This is a genomic window from Mycobacteroides sp. CBMA 271 (genome assembly GCF_009729205.1).
Taxonomy (GTDB): domain Bacteria; phylum Actinomycetota; class Actinomycetes; order Mycobacteriales; family Mycobacteriaceae; genus Mycobacterium.
The window spans coordinates 163,128-184,197 of the sequence record NZ_VTHB01000001.1 but is presented as its reverse complement, the minus strand read 5'-3'; the positions used below and the strand labels follow the sequence as shown (position 1 = coordinate 184,197).

General features: G+C 64.5%; 20 protein-coding genes. 13 read left to right on the top strand and 7 right to left on the bottom strand.

Annotated elements, in window-relative coordinates; all coding sequences use genetic code 11:
• Positions 1 to 49 precede the first annotated feature (49 nt).
• Together FZI91_RS00880 and FZI91_RS00875 are read left to right on the top strand one after the other, a co-directional pair.
• A complete protein-coding gene (locus FZI91_RS00880) occupies positions 50 to 730 on the top strand; it encodes a uracil-DNA glycosylase (RefSeq protein WP_162525858.1) in 681 nt (226 codons plus the stop codon).
• Positions 730 to 1,980: a lipase family protein gene (locus tag FZI91_RS00875; RefSeq protein ID WP_155936850.1), complete on the top strand. Its 1,251-nt coding sequence runs from the start codon at positions 730 to 732 to the stop codon at positions 1,978 to 1,980. Before FZI91_RS00880 ends, FZI91_RS00875 begins: the two co-directional genes overlap by 1 nt.
• Before the next feature lie 124 nt (positions 1,981 to 2,104).
• Here the strand turns inward: FZI91_RS00875 and FZI91_RS00870 are convergent, their stop codons facing one another.
• Both FZI91_RS00870 and rpmB read right to left on the bottom strand, forming a co-directional pair.
• Entirely contained in the window at positions 2,105 to 2,872 is a 768-nt protein-coding gene (locus FZI91_RS00870; protein ID WP_162525857.1) for an enoyl-CoA hydratase/isomerase family protein, read from the bottom strand.
• 14 nt (positions 2,873 to 2,886) lie between these two features.
• Positions 2,887 to 3,084 carry a 50S ribosomal protein L28 gene (gene rpmB, locus FZI91_RS00865; RefSeq protein WP_155936848.1) on the bottom strand — a complete coding sequence of 66 codons (198 nt, stop codon included), beginning with the start codon at positions 3,082 to 3,084 and terminating at the stop codon, positions 2,887 to 2,889.
• Between the two features lie 130 nt (positions 3,085 to 3,214).
• On the opposite strand from rpmB, the gene FZI91_RS00860 reads away from it, so the two are divergent.
• From FZI91_RS00860 to FZI91_RS00850, 3 genes are read left to right on the top strand one after another with little or no spacing between them, the layout of a single operon-like run.
• Positions 3,215 to 4,873, top strand: a complete 1,659-nt coding sequence (locus FZI91_RS00860) for a DAK2 domain-containing protein (protein ID WP_155936847.1) — start codon at positions 3,215 to 3,217, stop codon at positions 4,871 to 4,873.
• A gap of 10 nt (positions 4,874 to 4,883) precedes the next feature.
• The gene (recG, locus tag FZI91_RS00855; protein ID WP_155936846.1) at positions 4,884 to 7,124 is read left to right on the top strand and encodes an ATP-dependent DNA helicase RecG; all 2,241 of its coding nucleotides are present in this window, start codon (positions 4,884 to 4,886) and stop codon (positions 7,122 to 7,124) included.
• Entirely contained in the window at positions 7,121 to 7,831 is a 711-nt protein-coding gene (locus FZI91_RS00850) for an HNH endonuclease family protein (RefSeq protein ID WP_162525856.1), read from the top strand. The genes recG and FZI91_RS00850 overlap by 4 nt, the downstream gene beginning before the upstream one ends.
• Positions 7,832 to 7,864: 33 nt before the next feature.
• Here FZI91_RS00850 and FZI91_RS00845 read toward each other — a convergent pair whose 3' ends face one another.
• From FZI91_RS00845 to FZI91_RS00835, 3 genes are all read right to left on the bottom strand, one after another.
• Entirely contained in the window at positions 7,865 to 8,626 is a 762-nt protein-coding gene (locus FZI91_RS00845) for a nuclear transport factor 2 family protein (RefSeq protein WP_155936845.1), read from the bottom strand.
• A 38-nt stretch (positions 8,627 to 8,664) separates the two neighbouring features.
• The gene (locus FZI91_RS00840; RefSeq protein WP_309224092.1) at positions 8,665 to 9,996 is read right to left on the bottom strand and encodes a cytochrome P450; all 1,332 of its coding nucleotides are present in this window, start codon (positions 9,994 to 9,996) and stop codon (positions 8,665 to 8,667) included.
• A 197-nt stretch (positions 9,997 to 10,193) separates the two neighbouring features.
• The gene (locus tag FZI91_RS00835; protein WP_155936844.1) at positions 10,194 to 10,406 is read right to left on the bottom strand and encodes a ferredoxin; all 213 of its coding nucleotides are present in this window, start codon (positions 10,404 to 10,406) and stop codon (positions 10,194 to 10,196) included.
• A gap of 58 nt (positions 10,407 to 10,464) precedes the next feature.
• On the opposite strand from FZI91_RS00835, the gene FZI91_RS00830 reads away from it, so the two are divergent.
• Together FZI91_RS00830 and FZI91_RS00825 are read left to right on the top strand one after the other, a co-directional pair.
• Complete coding sequence (locus FZI91_RS00830) at positions 10,465 to 11,091, top strand: TetR/AcrR family transcriptional regulator (RefSeq protein WP_162525855.1); 627 nt, start codon at positions 10,465 to 10,467, stop codon at positions 11,089 to 11,091.
• Positions 11,092 to 11,325: 234 nt separating this feature from the next.
• Positions 11,326 to 12,018 carry a cutinase family protein gene (locus FZI91_RS00825; protein WP_155936843.1) on the top strand — a complete coding sequence of 231 codons (693 nt, stop codon included), beginning with the start codon at positions 11,326 to 11,328 and terminating at the stop codon, positions 12,016 to 12,018.
• Here the strand turns inward: FZI91_RS00825 and FZI91_RS00820 are convergent.
• Positions 12,007 to 12,579, bottom strand: coding sequence for a TetR/AcrR family transcriptional regulator (locus tag FZI91_RS00820; protein ID WP_162525854.1), 573 nt, complete (start codon positions 12,577 to 12,579; stop codon positions 12,007 to 12,009). The genes FZI91_RS00825 and FZI91_RS00820 overlap by 12 nt on opposite strands.
• A 71-nt stretch (positions 12,580 to 12,650) precedes the next feature.
• On the opposite strand from FZI91_RS00820, the gene FZI91_RS00815 reads away from it, so the two are divergent.
• The gene (locus FZI91_RS00815; RefSeq protein ID WP_203448800.1) at positions 12,651 to 13,661 is read left to right on the top strand and encodes an LLM class oxidoreductase; all 1,011 of its coding nucleotides are present in this window, start codon (positions 12,651 to 12,653) and stop codon (positions 13,659 to 13,661) included.
• Here FZI91_RS00815 and FZI91_RS00810 read toward each other — a convergent pair.
• Positions 13,645 to 14,544, bottom strand: coding sequence for an LLM class flavin-dependent oxidoreductase (locus FZI91_RS00810; RefSeq protein WP_155936842.1), 900 nt, complete (start codon positions 14,542 to 14,544; stop codon positions 13,645 to 13,647). The genes FZI91_RS00815 and FZI91_RS00810 overlap by 17 nt on opposite strands.
• Before the next feature lie 93 nt (positions 14,545 to 14,637).
• Here FZI91_RS00810 and FZI91_RS00805 point away from each other — a divergent pair, with 93 nt between their 5' ends.
• The 5 genes from FZI91_RS00805 (at position 14,638) to rsmD (ending at position 21,020) form a co-directional block, all read left to right on the top strand.
• Positions 14,638 to 15,684, top strand: a complete 1,047-nt coding sequence (locus tag FZI91_RS00805; RefSeq protein WP_162525853.1) for an alpha/beta hydrolase — start codon at positions 14,638 to 14,640, stop codon at positions 15,682 to 15,684.
• Positions 15,685 to 15,707: 23 nt separating this feature from the next.
• Positions 15,708 to 16,430 (top strand): thioredoxin domain-containing protein, encoded by a 723-nt coding sequence (locus FZI91_RS00800; protein WP_162525852.1) that lies wholly within the window; start codon positions 15,708 to 15,710, stop codon positions 16,428 to 16,430.
• Entirely contained in the window at positions 16,427 to 17,002 is a 576-nt protein-coding gene (locus FZI91_RS00795) for a vitamin K epoxide reductase family protein (protein ID WP_155936840.1), read from the top strand. Before FZI91_RS00800 ends, FZI91_RS00795 begins: the two co-directional genes overlap by 4 nt.
• Before the next feature lie 92 nt (positions 17,003 to 17,094).
• The gene (locus FZI91_RS00790; protein WP_155936839.1) at positions 17,095 to 20,478 is read left to right on the top strand and encodes a pyruvate carboxylase; all 3,384 of its coding nucleotides are present in this window, start codon (positions 17,095 to 17,097) and stop codon (positions 20,476 to 20,478) included.
• A complete protein-coding gene (gene rsmD / locus FZI91_RS00785) occupies positions 20,475 to 21,020 on the top strand; it encodes a 16S rRNA (guanine(966)-N(2))-methyltransferase RsmD (protein WP_155936838.1) in 546 nt (181 codons plus the stop codon). The genes FZI91_RS00790 and rsmD overlap by 4 nt, the downstream gene beginning before the upstream one ends.
• Positions 21,021 to 21,070: the final 50 nt, after the last annotated feature.

The window sequence follows — 21,070 nt, the reverse complement described above, 5'->3', positions numbered from 1 at the left end:
GCCGAGGTCTTCGCGCAAGCGGCTCATCCGTCCGCTAAGTTGACTCTCCGTGACCGCCCGACCTCTTGCCGAGCTGCTCGATCCCGGTTGGGCCGATGCGCTGGGACCCGTTGCCGATCAGGTGACGGCGATGGGGGACTTCCTGCGCGACGAGAATTCCTCGGGACGCGGATATCTGCCCGCGGGGGCAAATGTGCTGCGCGCCTTCTCCTATCCGTTGGCCGATGTGAAGGTGCTCATTGTTGGGCAAGATCCCTACCCGACGCCCGGGCATGCCATGGGACTGAGCTTTTCGGTGGCCGCCGATGTGCGGCCGGTGCCGCGCAGCCTGGCCAACATCTTCCAGGAGTATCAGAGCGATCTTGGTCTGCCCAAGCCCGCCAACGGCGATCTGACGCCGTGGTCCCAGCAGGGCGTCATGCTGCTGAACAGGGTGCTGACGGTGCGACCCGGGGAGCCGGCGTCGCATCGCGGCAAGGGGTGGGAGATCGTGACCGAACGCGCGATCCGCGCGCTTGTCGCACGCGACACCCCGCTGGTCGCGATCCTGTGGGGCCGAGACGCCTCGACACTCAAGCCGATGCTGGGACCCGGTGTGCCCACCATCGAATCGGTGCATCCATCGCCGTTGTCCGCCTCGCGCGGGTTCTTCGGCTCCAAGCCCTTTAGCCGGGCCAACGAACTGTTGGCCCGGCTGGGCGCGCAGCCGATCGACTGGCGGCTGCCGTAATGCGTTGGTCAACGGGGGCATTGGCCGCTCTAGGTGGCGCGACGGCCGCGTTGGTGACCGGCGGAACGGCATTGCGCACTCCGGCCGTAGTGGACCGGCTCAACGACTGGGCAGCCCGTCGGCTCACCGAGGAAGAGCGCGGCGACCCGTATTCGGCGATTCTGCCGACCCCGATTACCGGTGACGATTTCTACAGTGACCCAGGCGATCTGAGCCTGCTGCAGCCGGGCGAAGTCGTCCGCACCGATGAGGTTTCGCCGCGACTTCCGCTGCGCAAGGCCACCATGCAACGGATCATGGTGCGCTCTACCGATACCGCGGGCAATGCTGTCCCAGTGACCGCGGCATTGATCGAGCCGGAGCGCCCGTGGCATGGCCCCGGCCCACGCCCGGTGGTGGTGCGCAACCAGGCCATCAATTCATTGGGTCTCAAATTCACGCCCTCATATCGATTGGCGAACTTGTGGTATCGGGATAACCCGCCGATGTTCCCATTTCTGTCCGCGCAGAACTACGCCGTGCTGTTCCCCGACCACGAGGGTCCCCGGATGTCGTACGCGGCCGGGAAGATGGCGGGGCACGCGGTGCTGGATTCGGTGCGCGGAATGCATTCGGTGCGTCCGGATCTCGCCGATTCGCCCATCGTCATGCACGGGTATAGCGGTGGCGCCATCGCCACGGTATGGGCGGCACAGCTGCAGCCGACCTATGCGCCAGAGCTGCGGTTCGCGGCGGCGGCGGCCGGAGGCACGCCCACCGACTACGCTCTGCTGCACGGCAGCATGAACCGCGGTCTGGGTGCGGGGCTCTTCGCGGCGGCCACCATCGGCCAGGCCCGCGAATTCCCGGAACTGGTACAGATTTTCGGTGACTTTGCGCTGTACTGCGCGATCCGCGCGAAGAACATGCCGCAGCCCCCGCTGGCCGCGGCGGGTCTGCTGCGATTCGACCTGGACCTACTGTCTGCCATCGAGGCACCGTTCGAATCAGAGCTGGGTCGGCACGTCATCACGGCGAACCGACCGGGCGATCTCACGCCGACCATGCCGGTGCTGCTGTATCACGGTTCGCGGAGCAAGGCGGTCGGCGACCTGTTCATTCCCGAGGAGGGTGTGTTGGCGTTGCGAGACACCTGGCGTGCCAACGGTGCCGATGTCGACTACTGGGCGTTGCCCGGAGAACACATCACCGCGGACATGGTCGCGATCCCGTGGGTGATGAACTGGATTCGCAAGAAGCTGTTGGGATGAGCGCCCGCGCGAAGACCGTCGAACGGAGATGAGCGCCCGCGCGAAGACCGTCGAACGGAGATGAGCGCCCGCGCGAAGACCGTCGAACGGAGATGAGCGCCCGCGCGAAGGCTACCGAACGAGGCTAGGGCCAGACAGGCTTGCGCTTGCCGACGAAGGCGTCGACACCCTCGATACCCGTCGGGCTGACCGAGGCTTCGGCGATGCTGGCCTGCTCCAGATCCAGCTGGGCGTCGAGTGTGTTGGTGGCGCTCAGGCGCAGCAGACGACGGATGCGGTTCTGCGCCTCGCGAGGACCGGCAGCCAGCTTCTCGGCGGTGGCCACGGCGGTAGACTGCACCTCGGCGTCGGCAACCACGCGGCTCAGCAGCCCGATGGATAGAGCCTCCGGCGCCTCCACGATCCGATCGGTAAGCAGGATGTCCGCGGCACGGGCCTTGCCGACGACCCGGGGCAGCGCCCAGGACATGCCGCCGTCAGAGGAGTACCCGATACCCGGATAAGCGGCGCGCAGTTTGGTGGACTCGCCACCGATCGCGATATCGGCCAGCAGCACCAGACTCAGACCGCCACCGGCGGCCCACCCGTGCACCGAGGCGACAACCGGACGATCGGCGGCTTCCACCGCGCGGACGAAGTCATGGAGACGGCCGGCGAGCTCATCGAGCTTGGCTTGGCGATCCTCAGCGGAGGCGAAGTCGCGTACATTGCCACCCGCGCAGAAGTTGGGTCCGCTACTGGTCAACAGGATGGCACCGACGTCGGCAGGCAGGTCTTTGAGGACCGGAACTGCGGCGTCGACACCCGCGAAATCCAGCGAGGTACCGGCCGCCGCAGTGGCGATGGTGATGTGCAGTACGCCGCCACGAACGGCGACGTAATCAGAAGACACGGAGGTCACGCCGCTTACGCGCCGCGGACGACCTTGCCGGCCTTGATGCAGGAGGTGCAGGCGTTAACGCGCTGCTTGTTGCCACCGGGGGAGCTGACGGCGTGCACCGTCTGGATGTTCGGGTTCCAACGACGGTTGGTACGCCGATGCGAGTGCGAAACCGACTTACCGAAGCCGGGTCCCTTGCCGCACACGTCGCAGACGGCAGCCATAGTGAACTCCTCAAACTCTCGATTCTGGCCAACGACCTGTTCAGGGTGGCCCACAACCCTGCAAGAATAGCCCGACCGGCCTGTGAACACCAAAATCGGTCGTGTCAGCTCCCGCAGATAGGCTTCTCACATGCAGCTCTCGGTTCTGGACAGCGCTGCGCTGCTCGAATGGGCGCGTGCCTCCGTCGAGGGGTTGATCGCACGTAGCGACGAAATCAACCGGCTGAACGTGTTCCCGGTCGCCGACGCCGATACCGGTACCAACATGCTGTTCACCATGCGATCGGCGGTCAACGCCGCCGAGGCGCTGGATGACGGCTCGACCATCGCGCAGGTCGCCGCAGCCCTGGCCCGTGGGGCCGTGCACGGTGCCCGGGGGAATTCGGGAGTCATTCTGTCGCAGATCGTGCGGGGGATTGCCGATGCCGCCGCCGACCACGACGCCATCGGGGCTGTGGTGGTGCGTCGCGGGCTGCATCAGGCATCACAGTTCGTCATCGCCTCGATGAGCACGCCCGTCGAGGGCACCATCGTCTCGGTGCTGCAGGCCGCCGCCGATGCCGCCGACGGTGTGCACGCCGACGGCGGTGACGACGAGCTCGGTCGGATCGTTAACACCGCGGCGGAAGCTGCAGTGGCCGCCCTGGAGAAGACGCCCAAGCAACTCGATGTGCTTGCCGACAACGGTGTGGTGGACGCCGGGGCCCGGGGTCTGGTGGTCATCCTCGATGCCTTGGTGTCGGTGGTGGCCGGGGAGCTGCCGAATCGCCGCGAGTACAGCCCGTCGCCCCCGAAGAGCGCGGCCTCGCAGGTATGGGTGGCCGGACCCGGTGGCGGGTCACGCGGTCTGAACCTCGACCCGCCACGCGAGCTGCCACCGGAGTTTGAGGTGATGTATCTGCTGTGCGGGTGCGACGAGCTGCAGATCGCCGACCTGCGTACCCAGCTCGACGAGATGGGCGACTCGGTGGCCATCGCCGGCGACGGCGAGATGGGCCACTCGGTGCACGCCCACGTCAACGACGCCGGCGCGGCCATTGAGGCGGGCATAAAATTTGGTGTCCCGCAGTCGATTCAGATTTCCTCCCTGCGCGGTGATGTCGGCGGCGGCCATCATGACGGACGGCATCGGCACCGCCGGGTACTGGCGCTAGCCGAAGGCGATGGAGCGGCGGCGCTGTTCTCCAGCGAGGGGGCTCAGGTGCTGCGGGTCGACGAGCCCCCGGCAAGCGCGAAACGTCTACTGGACGCGGTGGTTGACAGCGGCGCGCACCAAATCATGGTGTTGCCCAACGGTTTGATGCCACCCGAGGAGCTGGTGGCGGTCTGCGCGGCGGCGCGTGGGTGGGGAATCACGGTAATTCCGCTGCCCGCGGCGTCCATGGCGCAGGGGTTGGCGGCGCTGGCGGTGCATGATCCGGAACGGATGGCCGTCGACGACAGCTACACCATGGCGCGTGCGGCGGGTGCTACTCGGTTCGGGTTGGTGCGGGTGGCCACCGAGCGTGCGCTCACCTGGTCCGGGACCTGCGAGCCCGGGGATGCGATGGGCATCATCGGTGACGAGGTTTTGGTTCTGAACCACGATATTGCCAATGCCACAAAGGCTTTGGTGAGCATAATGTTGTCTTCCGGCGGGGAGTTGGTGACGGTCTTGTTGTCCGAAGGTGTGGATGATTCGCTTGCCGAGGCACTGGTCGAGCACATCCGATCGCACCACGGCGGTGTCGAGGTGATGATCTACGGCACCGGTCAACACACCGACGTCGTACACATCGGTGTGGAGTAACTGAGCGTAGATGGTTACTCTCGCCGATCGCCTGGATCACGTATTGGGTCACAAGGCCTCCGACGTTCTCGACGCAGAATTCGGTCTGCTGACCGTCGAGGATCTTCTGCACCACTACCCGCGCCGGTACAGCACCGACTTCAGCCTGCGCGACGAACAGGACGGAAACCGGGCCAAACCCGGTGAGCACACCACCCTGGTGGGATTCATCACCTCGGCGGAACTGCGATCCATGAAGAACCGCAAGGGTCAGTTCCTCTCCGTCATGTTGGGCAGCGCCCCCCATGGTGTGCAGGCCACGTTCTTCCACCCGCACAAGGTGAAACGCGACCTCGAGGTGGGCAATCGGGTGATGCTCTCGGGCGCCGTCGGGGAGTTTCGGGGCAAGTCCCAGCTGACGCATCCCGATTATCTGGTGCTGGAGACCGCACTCGGCGAGAGCACAGAGACGCGGGGGAGTACCGCGCTGCGAGGCATCGCCGGAACGGCGCGCGACGCCTCCACGGCCATTTCGGCCTTCCAGCGCAACGTGTTTCCCATCTATCCCGCAACCAAGAATCTGGAAAGCTGGGATATCTATCGGTGCATCGACCAGGTACTTGCGCAGCTGGATCCGGTGCCCGAGGCGCTGCCGGAAGCCGTATTGGCAGAACACAATCTGATGTCCCTGGACGAGGCATTGCGCACGATCCACATGTCGGAGGACAAAGACGACCAGAAGCGGGCTCGTCGCCGTCTGGCCTTCGACGAGGCGTTAGGTCTGCAGCTGGCGTTGGCGATGCGGCGCGGCAGCGATATCGGGTCGGCAGGCCCGCCGATGTCGCTCGCCGAAGGACGGCTACGTGAGGATCTGTTGGGCCAGTTGCCCTTCGAGCTCACCGAGGGGCAGCAGCAGGTGGTCGCCGAGATCGGTGCCGATCTTGTCGGGGTGAAGCCGATGAACAGGCTGCTGCAGGGTGAGGTCGGCTCCGGTAAGACGATCGTGGCGCTGCTGGCGATGATGCAAGCCATCGACGCCGGATATCAGTGCGCGCTGTTGGCGCCCACCGAGGTGCTGGCGGTTCAGCATGCGCGCTCCCTCCGGGCCATGCTCGGACCGTTGGCTACCGCAGGGGAATTGGGGGCTCCCGACGACGCAACGAGCATTGCGCTGCTCACCGGATCGATGTCGCCGGCGGTCAAGAAACAGATCAAGGCAGATGTGGCGACCGGGCTTGCGGGCATCGTCATCGGAACCCATGCGCTGCTGCAGGATTCGGTCGATTTCCACAATCTGGGCTTGGTGGTCGTTGACGAGCAACACCGCTTCGGTGTTGAGCAGCGGGATCGGCTGCGGGCCAAGGCTCCGGAGGGCATCGTGCCGCATCTGCTGGTGATGACGGCTACCCCCATACCGCGCACGGTGGCGCTCACGGTGTTCGGCGACCTGGAGACCTCGACGCTGCGGGAGCTGCCCCGCGGACGTCAGCCCATAACCACCACCGCGGTGTTCACCCGCGAGAAGCCGGGCTGGTTGGCGCGCGGCTGGGAACGGATCGCCGAGGAGGTGAACGCCGGTAGGCAAGCCTACGTGGTTGCATCGCGAATCGACGCCGACGACAAAGATAGTGCTCCAGAGGATTCAGGGGAGAAGCGCCCACCGCCGGTCCCCGTGACCGAGTTGTACGAGACCATTCGCGGCTCGCTGCTGCCGGGCCTGCGTGTAGGTCTGCTGCACGGGCGGCTGCCCTCGGAGCAGAAGGATGCCGTCATGACGGCGTTCGGCGCGGGCGAGATCGACGTGCTGGTGTGCACCACGGTGATCGAGGTCGGTGTGGATGTACCGAACGCGACGGTCATGCTGATCATGGATGCGGATCGGTTCGGCATCAGTCAGCTGCACCAGCTGCGCGGTCGCGTCGGCCGCGGGGGCAACAAGGGCCTGTGCCTGCTGGTAAGTCCGTGCAGCCCAGCGGGTTCGGCGGGCCGGCGGTTGCGCGCGGTGCAGGACACCCTCGACGGGTTCAGCCTGGCCGATCTGGACCTGGCGGAGCGGCGCGAGGGCGATGTACTGGGTCGCGACCAGTCGGGTCGGGCGGTGAACCTACGGCTGCTCTCACTCATGGATCACCGCGACATGATCGAGACGGCGCGGGACATGGCGGTGCGGGCCTGTGCAGATGACCCCGAGCTGACGGGGCGTCCGGAGCTGGCCAGGATGGCGCAGCGGTTCCTGATCGCCGACCAGATCGAGTATCTGGACAAGTCGTGAGGAATCGCACCCTCCTGATCGTCGCCATCGCTACGGCGATCGCGGTGGTGGTGGCCTACCAGGTGTCGGCCCGCTACCGGCTGCAGCGTGCCAATGCGGTTGCCGCCCAGACAAACATCCCGACACTCGCACCGGGGCGCGACCCCCTCGCCGGGGTGACGGTGGTGCCCAAGCGGGTGCGGAGCAAGGATTACGAGCGCGACCAGTTCGGCGACTCCTGGTCCGATGACACCGATGCCCCGGGTGGGCGCAACGGCTGCGACACCCGTAACGACATCCTCAACCGTGATCTCACCGAGAAGAGCTTTGTGTACACCAGGCGGTGCCCCAACGCGGTGCGCACCGGCGCCCTGCATGATCCGTACACGGGAGCGCAGATCGGCTTCACTCGCGGCCCGAAAAGCGGTGAAGCCGTCCAGATCGACCACATCGTGCCGTTGGCGTACGCCTGGGACATGGGCGCGCGAGAATGGCAACCGTCCATGCGCTGGCGCTTCGCCAATGACCCAGCCAATCTGATCGCGGTGCAAGGGCAGCCGAACATGGACAAGGGCGATCAGGCTCCGTCCAGTTGGATGCCGCCCAACAAGGCATTCTGGTGTCAGTACGCCATGCAGTTCGCGGAAGTGGTTCGTGGATACCATCTTTCGATCGACGAGCGTTCAGCGAAGGCCGTCAGAGAGGCCGCGCAGACCTGCCCGAATTGACTCCCGTAGGGGTAACCAATACTTGAAATTTGGTCATCGCATCCTGCGCGGTAGACCCCTGGCGCGCCGACTTGCTGCATACTCCCGGCTGTAGAGAGCTTCCCTCTCATAGAGACCCAGCCTGCGTCCCACGGTCGGGAGGGTGCGCGTAAGCCAGGCTATGAACCGCGTCGTTCCATCGGCAAATGGCAGCATCTGCATGAGCGCGGCCAAGAAGTCTTGGTCGGTATCGATCCGCGCGATCCGCCATTCCCCGCTCTCCTTACGGAGGATGTAGCGGTCGACGCCGCAGCCGCGAACTGGCCTGCGTGGCCATGGGATTGCGCTGTTCCAGAAAAATCGTGTGGATCCCGAATATGGGAAGGCCGCCCGTACCTGACCGTTGAAGAAGTCGTAGTAAGGCAAGTGAGTGTCTGTTCCGTCCCACGGATAGAAGCCGAGTTCGCGCGTGAACAGGTACCCGAGCCGCGCGAAGTCGCCGGTATGGCTGCGACCGTGAAATTCCAGTTGGCCCGTATTGGACATCGTCCATACGAGGTCCTCGGCCCAGCAGTCCTCGAGTGCTTCTGGCGAATCGTCGTTCCAGGCTGCGAACCACTGACGCCAGAACTCGGTGATCCCGTCCAGCGGGAAGCCGGCCGCGACGTACATGTCTTCCTGTTCCTTGCAACGTCGCAAGAAGGGCTCGATCAGTGCGTCGGATTCGGCGACCGGCGCGTGTACGCGTCCAGCGGGAGCCTTTATATTCCAATCCGGCGCATGCGAATTCTGGCTCCTGGCCTCGGTGTTGGTCATGTCTTTCCTTTCTCGTGATGGCTTGTGTGAGAGGCGTTTCAAGCCTTGGTGATTGTCGCGGGCACGCCACCCTTGACCAATGTCGATAGGCTGAAGAATTGTTGGGGTTGCCACCCTGGCCGCAAATGCAGGCGATACCGCTGGAAGATGATCGCCAGTAGATATTGAGCCATCATGTAGGCCATGCCGGTGCCCATGCAGTGGTGCGGTCCAGCGCCGAAGGCCTGGAATGCCAAGCGCGGACGCGCATTGACCCTGTCCTGATCGAAGAACTGCATCGGGTCGTACACGTCGGCATTTTCGCCCCACCACCGTGGGTCTCGGTGTACCACGTACAGCGAACTCGCAACCAGGGTGTATTTGGGGATGGGGTATCCACCGAGCTCGGTGTCTTCCATCGCGTATCTCGGGTTGATTGGCGCGCCTTGGAGCCGCTGACCCTCGTCGAAACATGCTCGTGCCCATGGCAAATTGGGCAGATCGTCGGGGGTGGGCGTGTCGCCATCGAGAACGGCGATCTCGTCATATAGACGCTCTAGATGTTCCGGATGCTGCAGGAGCAGTGCGAGAGTCCATGACATCGAAGCGACGATCGTTTCGTAACCACCGCCGATAGCCGACATGATCTCCGAGTACACATCGACCTCGGTGAGCGGGTTACTGAGGTCGTTACGCGCGGTGAGCAGGATGTTGAGCAGATCCGCATCGTCGGTCGGATTCGCCCGCCGTTCCTGGACTATCCGACGAATGGTTCGTATCAGGTGCGCACCCGAGACCGGCAGATTCTCCTTGCCCCGCAGCGGGAAGATGTTCGGCGGTGTTGCCAGAAAGAGCCCAGAAGCGATGGCGCGCATCACGGATCGAGTCGCCGTGTCTGCATGCAGAATTTCGTCGTCGGACAGTTTCGTCGAGAACATGGCGTACATGAACGCCGGGAGCACGATCTTCGGCAGCTCCGCTTGGAGGTTTACCTCCCGGCCAGTGCCGGTGACTGCGAGCCAGCGATCGATGCGATCAGTGAACACCTCGACGAACTTGTCTGAAACCACCGCGAGGTGCTTCTTACCGAACATGGGCATGAGCCTCTTGCGTCTGTCGCGAAGGGCCTGGCCCTCGAGTACCTGCACTGGGCAGCCCACACTCGTGATTGCCCTCTGGATTCGACGGCCTTGGATCGGCGCAGACATGCTGTATTTGAGTTCGGTGTTCTCCATGAACTCGCTCACCAGATCAGGGTGATTGGCTAGGACCAATGGATGTATCGGCAGCGGAACCCGATAGATATCCCCGTATTTGCGATGGCAGTCCTGCAGGAACTTATATGGGTTGCGCGCCATGGGGATCGCTGAGCCAACAAAGGGCAGCCCGATGGGCCCCGGCGGTATCGGGCGATCACGTCCCCAACCCGTTGCCAAGCTGAATGCTGCGCGCAATGGCTTGCGAGTGGGCCAGAACGGATCCTCCTTGAGGGAAGCGATCGCCGCGCGACGGCCGGTGGTCCACCGCGGTAGATCTGTGGTCGGAAGCTGACCATGCGCCGGACATTGAGCGGCTGCAGTAGTCAATGTCAGTCCTCTCGTTGATGGATTTCGATCGCCCCGGACGGGCAGATCTGGCTGGCTTTGTTTGCGTCATCAAGTAATTCGGGATCACCCGTCCCCTTCACGGCACTGGTGCCGTTGGGGTTTTCCTGAAATAGCCGTGGGTAGGAGCCGTAGCAGTACCCGGCCCCCATGCAGACGTCGTCGTCGACTCGGATCGAGAAAATTCCATCATCCATGAGACATTGGACTGTAGATGTAACAGTGTCCCAGCGTCAAGAGGTAGCATGACTATCCGTGGATCTGGGTGCGATCTGGGCGCAATGGCCATCTGGGCACGCTGACGCCGAGGATGATGAACGGGAGCGGCTTCTTGATGCCGCGCGCGCGGAGTTTGTTGCGCACGGTTTCCGCCGCGCTGCGGTCGCCGATATTGCGAAGCGCGCCAAGGTTTCTCGGCAGACTTTGAACCGACGATGCGGCGACAAGGACGACATGGTGACGGCAGTGGTCACTCGTGAGGTAATTCAGTTCTTTCTCAGGTTGGCACCACTGCTGGATGCCGATATGAAGGTCGAGGACCAGGTTGTCGAGTTATTCGTCGCGGGAATGCGTGAATGCCGGACGAATCCGGTGGTGACGGCTCTCAAGGAGTACGAAGCTGATTCGATATCGACAAGCCTGTTTGAGACCGAAGACGGTAACTACCAGTTGGTGCTTTCCGCTCTAGCCGCGCGGTTGATGGGGGACTCGTTCCCCGAGGCCGGCGCCAAGCAGGCGGCGGAGCTCATCATGCGGATTACCGGGACGCTCCTGCTTACGCCTTCGAAGGTACTTTCCACTGACACCGACGACGAAGCCAGAAGATTCGCCGGCGCCTACTTCATCCCCATATTGAACGCGGCACGCGAAATTACCGCGTAAGTATCTGGGCCTCTTCGTCGCGGGTCGGCGCATTCCGGAGTTGACGGAGTGATCCCCGCAGTTGCAGGGTGGAGAGGCGGTCGCTCGTCAAGCACTTTTGGAAGTGTTTGGTGGATAACGGCTTTCATGGAAAATGGAATTGTGCTCGTTCGGCGGGTGCGCAGCTCGGAGCTGTCCACACCTGTTGAATCTGTGGTAGACAAAGGGGAAAGCCCAAACAGGTGGTGGTCGTAAATGAAGAGAATTCGGTGGGCCTGGTTACTTGCCGTGGCGGTGGTTGTTGCGCTGTTGAGTTCGCCGGTCGGCATTCCTTCGGCGGTTGCCGCGGCATGTCCCGATGTCGAGGTCGTGTTCGCGCGGGGGACATTTGAGCCACCCGGTGTCGGTGGGACCGGAGAGGCGTTTGTTAACGCGCTGCGAGCGCGGACCAAGGGCAAGTCCGTTGAGGTCTATCCCGTCGAGTACCCCGCGTCGCTGGCCTTTGCCACCGCGGCCGATGGGGTCATCGATGCGAGTAACCGCGTCAAGGAAATCTCGGCTCGGTGCCCCGATACGAAGATCGTTCTCGGTGGTTTCTCTCAGGGCGCGGCCGTTGTCGCGTACACCACCGCAGACTCGGTACCCGTGGGCTTCGATCTGCCGGAGGGGCTCACCGGGCCGATGCCTCCCGATGTGGCCGACCATGTTGCGGCGGTGGCATTGTTCGGCAAGCCATCCAGCGGGTTTTTGCAACGCGTCGACAACATGGCCCCTCCGATCACTATCGGGCACCTGTACGCGGGCAAGACCGTCGATATGTGCGTCCCCGAGGATCCGATCTGCTCCCCGGACGGCAGTGACAACACCGCGCACGGCTCGTACGGAGACAACGGAATGACCAACCAGGCCGCGGATTTCGCTGCTCGGCAGCTCGCCTCAGCGGATTGACTCGATAAGGATCTTGAGGTGACGTGACGCCGCGCGCAGCGGCTCGTCGTCACTGGACACCCGCGCGATGAGCTCGGCGCCTTCCAGAATTGAAACCGTCGTGCAGGCCAGGTCGTCGGCTACCGCCGTGGTGAACCCTCCTTCGCGGAGCTTGTTGGCGATCAATTGTCGCCACAGTCGCAGGGAATCGTCGGCCGCCTGCTGGATGGATGGCGAGCGGCCTATGATTTCCAGCGCAGTCGCGGCGACGGGGCAACCGTCCGACCAGTCAGACCCGCGGAGGTCATCGGCAAGGAGTGTCGCGCATTGCGCGATGGCCGTGGCCGGATCACGTGAGCTGCTCAGTCCGCGGCGCAGCAGATCTGCGAATTCCTCTGCGCCGAAACGCAATGCCTCGGCCGCGAGTTCCTCTTTTCCATTGGGGAAGAAGTGATAGAGGGAGCCGTATGTCGCGCCGGCCTCGGCGATGATGCGCTTGACGCTCGTCGCCTCGTACCCCTGTCGTTGAAGTAACGCGGCCGTCGCGGTGACGAGCCGCGTGCGTGTATCGGGTGCGTCCACGTCCCCGAGACTACCTCTCCTAGAGCGTTCACTCTAGTTTCTGTTACGGTGACACTAGAGCGTTCGATCTAATGGAGGTTTTGGTGCGCGATCTACTCACTGGCCATCCCGGGTACACAAGAATGTTCGCGCCGGGCGCGTTGACGGTTGGGCTGTTCTTGCCGCTGTGGCCGTATAGCCAGTCGATGCAATCGATGGCGGGCCAGGGCCAGATCATCAGGGCGGCCGACGATTCGGAGTTCGCCGCCGTATGGGTTCGGGATGTTCCGCTCTACGACCCCGGCTTCCGGGATGTGGGGCAGGTATTCGACCCCTGGACCTACCTCGCCTGGCTTGCTGCCCAGACCAGCAGAATCTCGCTCGCCGCGGGCAGCATCGTCTTCTCGCTGCGTCACCCGATCGATATCGCCAAACAATCGGCCTCTATCGATCAACTCTCTGGTGGACGTCTGATCATCGGCGCCGCATCGGGGGATCGGGCCACCGAATACCCGGCATATGGCATCGATCATGCGACACGGGGACAGCGGTACCGAGAGGCGGTGAGGTGGTTTCGGGCACTGACGGAGGAAAATGCTCCGTGTATTACCGGTCACCGCAGCACCTTTGGCGGCGGACTGGATCTCCTGCCGAAGCCGGCGGCTCGCCGGGTCCCGTTGCTCGTGACGGGCTCCTCGCAACAGGAGCCGACGTGGATTGCCGAGAACGCCGATGGGTGGTTGGTCTATCCGGGTCCCGCGGACCGGGTGGGGACTGACGAGCTCGGCCGGAAGATCACGACGTGGCGCGAACTCGTTCCGGGACAAGAGTTCCGGCCGGTGGTTACCAACGAGTGGATCGATCTCGCGGAGAACCCCAAGACGCCGCCAACGCCACTACGCGGCGGATTCGTGCTGCACACCGGTACCGAGGGGCTGCTCGATTTACTGGGCCGGTGGCGTGAGGCCGGCATCAATCACGGTGCGCTCGGCGTGCAGCACGGCTCACGTCCGGCTGTCGAAGCAGTTCAGCAGTTGATTGAAGAAGTCGTTCCCGAATTCCCGGCGCTCGCCGGGCCTGAACCACTTACGACGCGGTGGTAAGCCGCGCCTGGATGAGCTCGATCGTTGCCTCGATCACCGCGATATCGGATGCCGCTGGCACCAGGATGAATTCGTCGAGCCCGGCCTCTTCGGCTCCGTCGAGAGTGCGGCCCAGGGCGTCGGCGTCGAAGTTGGTCAATGTCTTCGGGACGTTCTCGGCGATCTGAGATCCGAAGATGGCGAGGTAGTCGGCGGTGAACTGCTTGAGTTCGGCTTCCGCGTCGGGGATGCCCAACGCGTAGAAGCAGCCGCTGGACAGGACTGGGGGATCGGCATGCCCGGCCTCTTGCCATGCCGCGCGCGCGGCGCCGGCGGAGTACGCGAGCTCCGCGGGCGCCCCGGAAACGCTGAAGCCCGTGATGCCGTCGGCCCATCGTGCGGCACGGGCCAGGGATTTGGGGCCGATCGCGGCAGCGACGATGGGGGGACCACCGGCCTGCACGGGTGTGGGTCCCACCGGGTCGGCGCCCTCGAACGGGGGCTCGCCGCGCCACAGCCGTCGCAGCTCGGCCACCTGGTCATCGAGGCGCTGATGGCGCCGGTCGAAGGATGCGTCCAGTGAGCGATAGTCGTGTTCGCGGCCACCGACGCCGACCCCTAGGGTGAATCGGCCCTCGGACAGCACATCCAGCGTCGCCGCCTGCTTGGCGACCAACGGCACCGGATGGGCCGGCAGCACAGAGACATTCGCGAGTAATCGGATCCGTTTGGTGACAGCCGCCGCTCCCGCGAGCGTTATCCACATGTCCTGGTTGTGATAGGAGATGCGCTCGCCGGACGAGAGCGTGGAGAACGGTCCCTCGTCGGCCAGGCGCGCCCAGGCGATCGTCGATTCGCGGGTGTATTCCCGGCACATAAAGGGCAGGGCGATGCCGATATCCATTCGGGCACCCTATAGGGGCGTGGAATCCACTGCGCCGCATTGCCTTCGACGGTTCAGTTTCTAGACGCGGGTGCCGAAAGCTACCGTAAGCACGTGAGCCCCGTACAAGATCTCGCCCTGCGTGTCAGTACCGCCGCGGCACCGCACATTCCGATTCCGCTGCGACGCGCCATGGCCGGGCGTCAGGTGATCATCGATGGCAACATCCTCGACCCGTCGACCCAGCTGCTGCTGCGCGGTATGGCGCTTACGGGTGAGGGTGAAATGACCAGTAGTGACGATGTCGCCTTGGACCGTGCCACCATGCGCAAACAGGCCGGATTGCTGCAGTTCAGCACCCCGGTGGGGCAGGTACGTAACTTCTCCATCCCCGGTCCCGCCGGACCCATTGGCGTCCGTCACTACAAGCCTGTCGTCGACCGCACCGGTGTATTACTGGTGTTCTTTCACGGCGGCGGCTGGGTGATCGGCGACCTGGAGACGCACGATCAGCCGTGCCGGCAGACCTGTCGTGACGCTGGCGTCTCGGTGCTGTCGGTCGATTACCGGCTGGCTCCCGAACACAAGGCTCCCGTCCCTGCCCAGGACTGCCTGGCCGCCTACCTGTGGGCCGTCGAACATGCGGCCGAGCTCGGCGTCGCACCGGACCGGATCGCGGTGGGCGGCGACAGCGCGGGCGGCAACCTGGCTGCCGTGGTCGCGCAGCAGGCGCGCGATACCGGTGCGCAGCCGCCCCTGCTGCAGTTCCTGATTTATCCGGCCGTCGACTTCACCGTCCGCAGGCCGTCACGCGATCTGTTCGCCGAGGGCTTCTTCCTGACGAAGGCCGCCATGGACGGGTTCGAAAGCCACTATCTCGACGGGTCGGAGATCGACAAGGCCGATCCTCAGGTGTCACCGATTCTGGCCGACAACCTCGCGGGATTGCCGCCCGCCCTCATCACGACGGCCGGCTTCGATCCGCTGCGCGACGAGGGCAATGAGTACGCGGAAAAGCTGCGCGCGGCGGGAGTGCCGGTGGACCTGCGGGTACAGGGCCCACTGATTCACGGGTTCTACAACATGGCCCGGCTGGGTGGTGCGCCATCGGCCGCCGTGGACGAGCTGACATCGGCGCTGCGCGCGCACCTATCTCGCTAATTTCTGCCCGGTAGGCTGTGCGGGTGGCCAAACCGAAGCAACCCCCCAGCTACGACCTCAAGAAGGCGGAGCAGCGCCGAAGCCAGCTGATCCAAATCGCGCTCACGGCCATCGTCGTGCTGTTCGCCGCCGGGCTGGTGGGCTTCATCGTCGTCAAGAACAAGAAGGATCCGGGTCCACCCGCGCCGCCGGCGGGTGAGGTCAAGGCCGTGAGTGTGGTTGCCCCCGGCAAGGATCCCAAGGTGGTCCTGACGCTGATCGAGGACCCGATCTGCCCGGCCTGTGCCATGTTCGAGCAGGAGTTCGGCCCGACGGTGGAGAAGCTCATCGACAGCGGCGCGGTCAAGGCCGAGTACAACCTGGTGGCGATTCTGGACGCGCCGAAGTTCAAGCGTGACTACTCGTCCCGCGCGTCGGCGGCGGCCTACTGTGTGGCCGACCAGTCCGATGAGCTGTTCCGCAAGTATCACAAAGCGCTCTACGAAAATCAGCCCAGTGAGGTCGGCCCGACCTGGCCAGATGACAAGAAGCTGATCGAGCTCGCCAAGAGTGTCGGGGCGTCCGACGCGGTCTCCAAGTGCGTCAAGGACAAGAAGTACATCAACATGGTCAAGGAGCTCGGTCCGAAGCTCAACATCCAGGCCACACCCACCATCCGGATCAACGGCAAGGACTGGGACTTCGGGAAGGCAACCAGCCCGGCCGACCTGGAGAAAGCGGTCGCGGCGGCTGCTGCTGCTAAATGACCGTCACCGTCCGCCCCGCGACCGCCTGGTATGTGCTCGTCGCGGGCGTAGCGGGGCTGGCCGCCGCGCTTGCCCTCACCATCGAGAAGATCGAGATTCTGCTCGACCCGACGTACGTTCCGTCCTGCAGCCTCAATCCGGTCATTTCCTGCGGTTCGGTGATGACGACCGAGCAGGCGTCGGCCTTCGGGTTCCCCAATTCCCTCATCGGCATCGTCGCCTTCACTGTGGTACTTGTCACCGGCGTCCTCAGCGTCGCGAAGGTGGAGTTGCCGCGCTGGTATTGGGGTGGCCTGGCCATCGGGACCCTGTTGGGGACGATCTTCGTCCACTGGTTGATCTTCCAGAGCCTGTACCGGATCAACGCGTTATGCCCATATTGCATGGTGGTGTGGTCGGTGACGATTCCTTTGCTCGTCGTGAGCACTTCGGTTGCCTTGCGGCCATTGGGATCTCACCGCTGGGCCAGAATTCTGTACCAGTGGCGATGGTCGCTGGTGGCGTTCTGGTTCGCTGCGGTGATCCTGATGATCCTCGAACGATTCTGGGATTACTGGTCAACGCTGCTCTGACATTTGCGCAGGTGTCCTCACCGTGGCGGCAGCGTTTTTGTGAATCCAAGCGGACGCGCATCCACTGAATCCTCACGGTAGCGTCTCTGTTCATGTTCTCGAAGGTTCTTGTCGCCAACCGCGGTGAGATCGCGATCCGAGCGTTTCGTGCCGCCTACGAACTAGGTGCCGAGACCGTCGCTGTCTACCCGTATGAAGACCGCAACTCGGGCCATCGGCTCAAAGCCGACGAGGCGTACCAGATTGGGGAGAAGGGACACCCGGTCCGGGCGTACCTGTCTGTCTCCGCGGTCGTCGACGCGGCGAAGAATGCCGGCGCCGACGCGATCTACCCCGGGTACGGGTTCCTGTCCGAGAATCCCGATCTTGCCGCGGCGTGCGCGAAGGCGGGGATCACCTTTGTGGGACCCCCTGCCGACGTCCTGGAGCTGACGGGTAACAAGGCCAGGGCCATCGCCGCCGCGCGCGAGGCCGGGCTGCCGGTGCTGACGTCCTCGCAGCCCTCGGCCTCGGTCGAGGAACTGCTGACGGCCGCCGAGTCGATGGAGTTCCCGGTGTTCGTCAAGGCAGTCGCCGGTGGCGGTGGCCGCGGCATGCGCCGCGTTGCCGAGCGCGAGCAGCTGCGTGAGGCGATCGAGGCGGCGAGCCGCGAGGCGGAGTCGGCGTTCGGAGACCCCACCGTCTTCCTGGAGCAGGCCGTCATCAACCCGCGGCATATCGAGGTGCAGATCCTCGCCGATACCGCAGGCAACGTCATCCACCTCTACGAGCGTGACTGTAGCGTGCAGCGGCGGCATCAGAAGGTCATCGAGCTGGCCCCCGCGCCCAACCTGTCCGCCGAGCTGCGTGCACAGATCTGTTCAGACGCCGTGGCTTTCGCCCGCCATATCGGGTACAGCTGCGCCGGTACCGTCGAGTTCCTGCTCGACGAGCGCGGCCGTCACGTCTTCATCGAGATGAATCCCCGGATTCAGGTGGAACACACGGTGACCGAGGAGATCACCGATGTGGACCTGGTGGCGAGCCAGCTGCGCATCGCCGCCGGTGAGACGCTCGACGATCTTGGACTGGACCAGAATTCGATCAAACCGCGGGGTTTTGCCCTGCAATGCCGGATCACCACGGAGGATCCGGCCAACGGATTCCGTCCCGATACTGGGCGCATCACCGCCTACCGCAGCCCCGGTGGCGCGGGCATCCGTCTGGACGGCGGGACGACGCTCGGCGCCGAGGTAGGCGCGCACTTCGACTCGATGCTGGTGAAGCTGACCTGCCGCGGGCGGGACTTCCAGACCGCGGTGTCTCGTGCCCGACGAGCCGTGGCCGAGTTCCGCATTCGCGGTGTCGCGACCAATATCCCCTTCCTGCAAGCGGTTCTAGACGATCCCGACTTCCAGGCCGGCCACGTCACGACCTCGTTCATCGAGGAGCGTCCCCAGCTGCTGACGGCGCGATCCTCGGCCGACCGCGGCACGAAGATCCTGAACTACCTGGCCGATGTGACCGTCAACAAGCCACACGGTGCCAAGCCTTCGAAGGTGTACCCGGCCGACAAGCTGCCCGCCATCGACCTCTCGGTACCGCCGCCCGATGGGTCGCGCCAGCGGCTGTTGGCCTTGGGGCCTGAGGGTTTCGCGAAGGCACTGCGCGATCAGAAGGCTGTTGGCCTGACCGACACCACCTTCCGCGATGCGCATCAGTCGCTGCTGGCCACCCGGGTACGCACCACCGGCCTATTGGCGGTCGCGCCCTATGTGGCGCGGCTGACGCCCGAGCTGTTGTCGATCGAGGCCTGGGGTGGCGCGACCTACGATGTGGGGCTGCGCTTCCTGAAGGAAGATCCGTGGGAGCGGCTTGCCGACCTGCGGGAGGCAGTTCCCAACATCTGCCTGCAGATGTTGCTACGTGGTCGGAATACGGTGGGGTACACGCCGTATCCGGAGACGGTGACCAAGGCGTTCATTCGCGAGGCGAGCGCCACCGGCGTGGATATCTATCGAATCTTCGATGCGCTCAACAATATTGAGGCCATGCGTCCGGCGATTGACGCGGTGCGTGAGGTCGGGACCTCGGTGGCCGAGGTGGCCATGTGCTACACCGGCGATCTGTCCAACCCCGCTGAGAACCTGTACACGCTGGACTACTACCTGAAGCTTGCGGAGCAGATCGTCGATGCGGGTGCGCATGTTTTGGCGATCAAGGACATGGCCGGCCTGCTGCGCCCGCCGGCGGCCGCGACATTGGTCTCTGCGCTGCGGTCGCGGTTCGACCTACCCGTGCACGTGCATACGCATGACACGGCAGGCGGACAACTGGCCACATATCTGGCGGCCTGGCAGGCGGGAGCCGATGCGGTGGACGGCGCCGCCGCACCCATGGCCGGCACCACCAGCCAGCCTTCGTTATCGGCGATCGTGGCGGCGGCCGCGCACAGCGAGTACGACTCCGGCGTGTCGCTCACCGCGGTGTGCGATCTGGAGCCGTACTGGGAGGCGCTGCGAAAGGTCTACGCTCCCTTCGAATCCGGGCTGCCGTCACCCACCGGCCGGGTGTACACGCATGAGATCCCGGGTGGACAGCTCTCGAATCTGCGCCAGCAGGCGATCGCGCTGGGGCTGGGGGACCGGTTCGAGGAAATCGAGGCACGGTATGCCGCCGCCGACCGGATGCTCGGCCGCCTGGTTAAGGTGACCCCGTCCTCGAAGGTAGTGGGCGACCTGGCGCTGGCATTGGTGGGCACCGGAGTAGGTGCCGACGAATTCGCCTCGGATCCAGGACGTTTCGATATCCCGGAGTCGGTGATCGGATTCCTGCGCGGTGAACTGGGTGATCCACCTGGCGGCTGGCCCGAGCCGTTCCGGACCCGCGCGCTCGAGGGCCGCGGTCCGGCCCGTGCCGAGGTGGCGCTGACGGCCGATGACGAGAACCAGCTCGACGGCGATAGCGCGACCCGACGGGCCGCGTTGAACCGGCTGCTGTTCCCCGGCCCCACCAAGGAGTTCCTGGCACACCGCGAGCAGTACGGTGACACCTCGCGGCTGTCGGCAAACCAGTTCTTCTACGGCCTGCGGTACGGCGAGGAACACCGCGTCAAACTGGAGAGGGGCGTCGAGCTGCTCATCGGGATCGAGGCGATCTCCGATGCCGACGAGCGCGGTATGCGCACCGTTATGTGCATCCTCAATGGCCAGCTGCGTCCCGTGCAGGTGCGAGATCGGAGCATCGACAGCGCGGTGGCCAGCGCCGAGAAGGCCGACCGGACAAATGCGGATCACGTGCCCGCGCCGTTTGCGGGTGTGGTGACGCTCAATGTGGTGTCCGGTCAAGAAATTTCGGCCGGGGAGACCATCGGCACGATTGAGGCCATGAAGATGGAAGCCTCCATCACCGCGCCCAAGGCGGGCACCGTTTCACGGGTGGCGTTGACCGAGACCGCACAGGTTGAGGGCGGGGATCTGCTGGTGGTGATCAGCTGACCCGGATCATCGCCGGCGCGGCAGGCGGGCGCCGGATCGCGGTGCCGCCGAAGGGAACCCGGCCCACCACGGATCGGGTGCGGGAAGCGCTGTTCAGCATGCTGGAGGCGCGCCTGGATTTTGATGCGATCGCGGTGCTCGATTTGTTCGCGGGTTCCGGCGCGCTGGGGTTGGAGGCGCTGTCGCGCGGCGCGGATCACGTGATGTTCGTGGAATCGAACGCCGGTGCATCGAAGGTGATCTCGGCCAATATTGCGACGGTGGGGCTCCCGGGTACCGAGCTGCGACAGTTGCCGGTGTCGGCGTTTCTGTCGACATCACCCAACCGTGCGTACGATCTTGTCCTCGCGGATCCACCGTATTCGGTGTCGGCCGAGGAGGTTTCGGCCCTGCTGGGGCGCCTCACCGACCATTGGGTGAATGACGACGCTCTGGTTGTGCTGGAGCGCGATGCGTCGGGCCCCGAGGCGGTGTGGCCGGATGGTTGGGAGGTGACGTCCCGCAAGTATGGCGGGACCCGTCTAGAGCTCGGGTCCCTGTAACCGTCCAGGCGATCCACAGCCACCGTTTACCTGTTGGGCGCACACTTCTC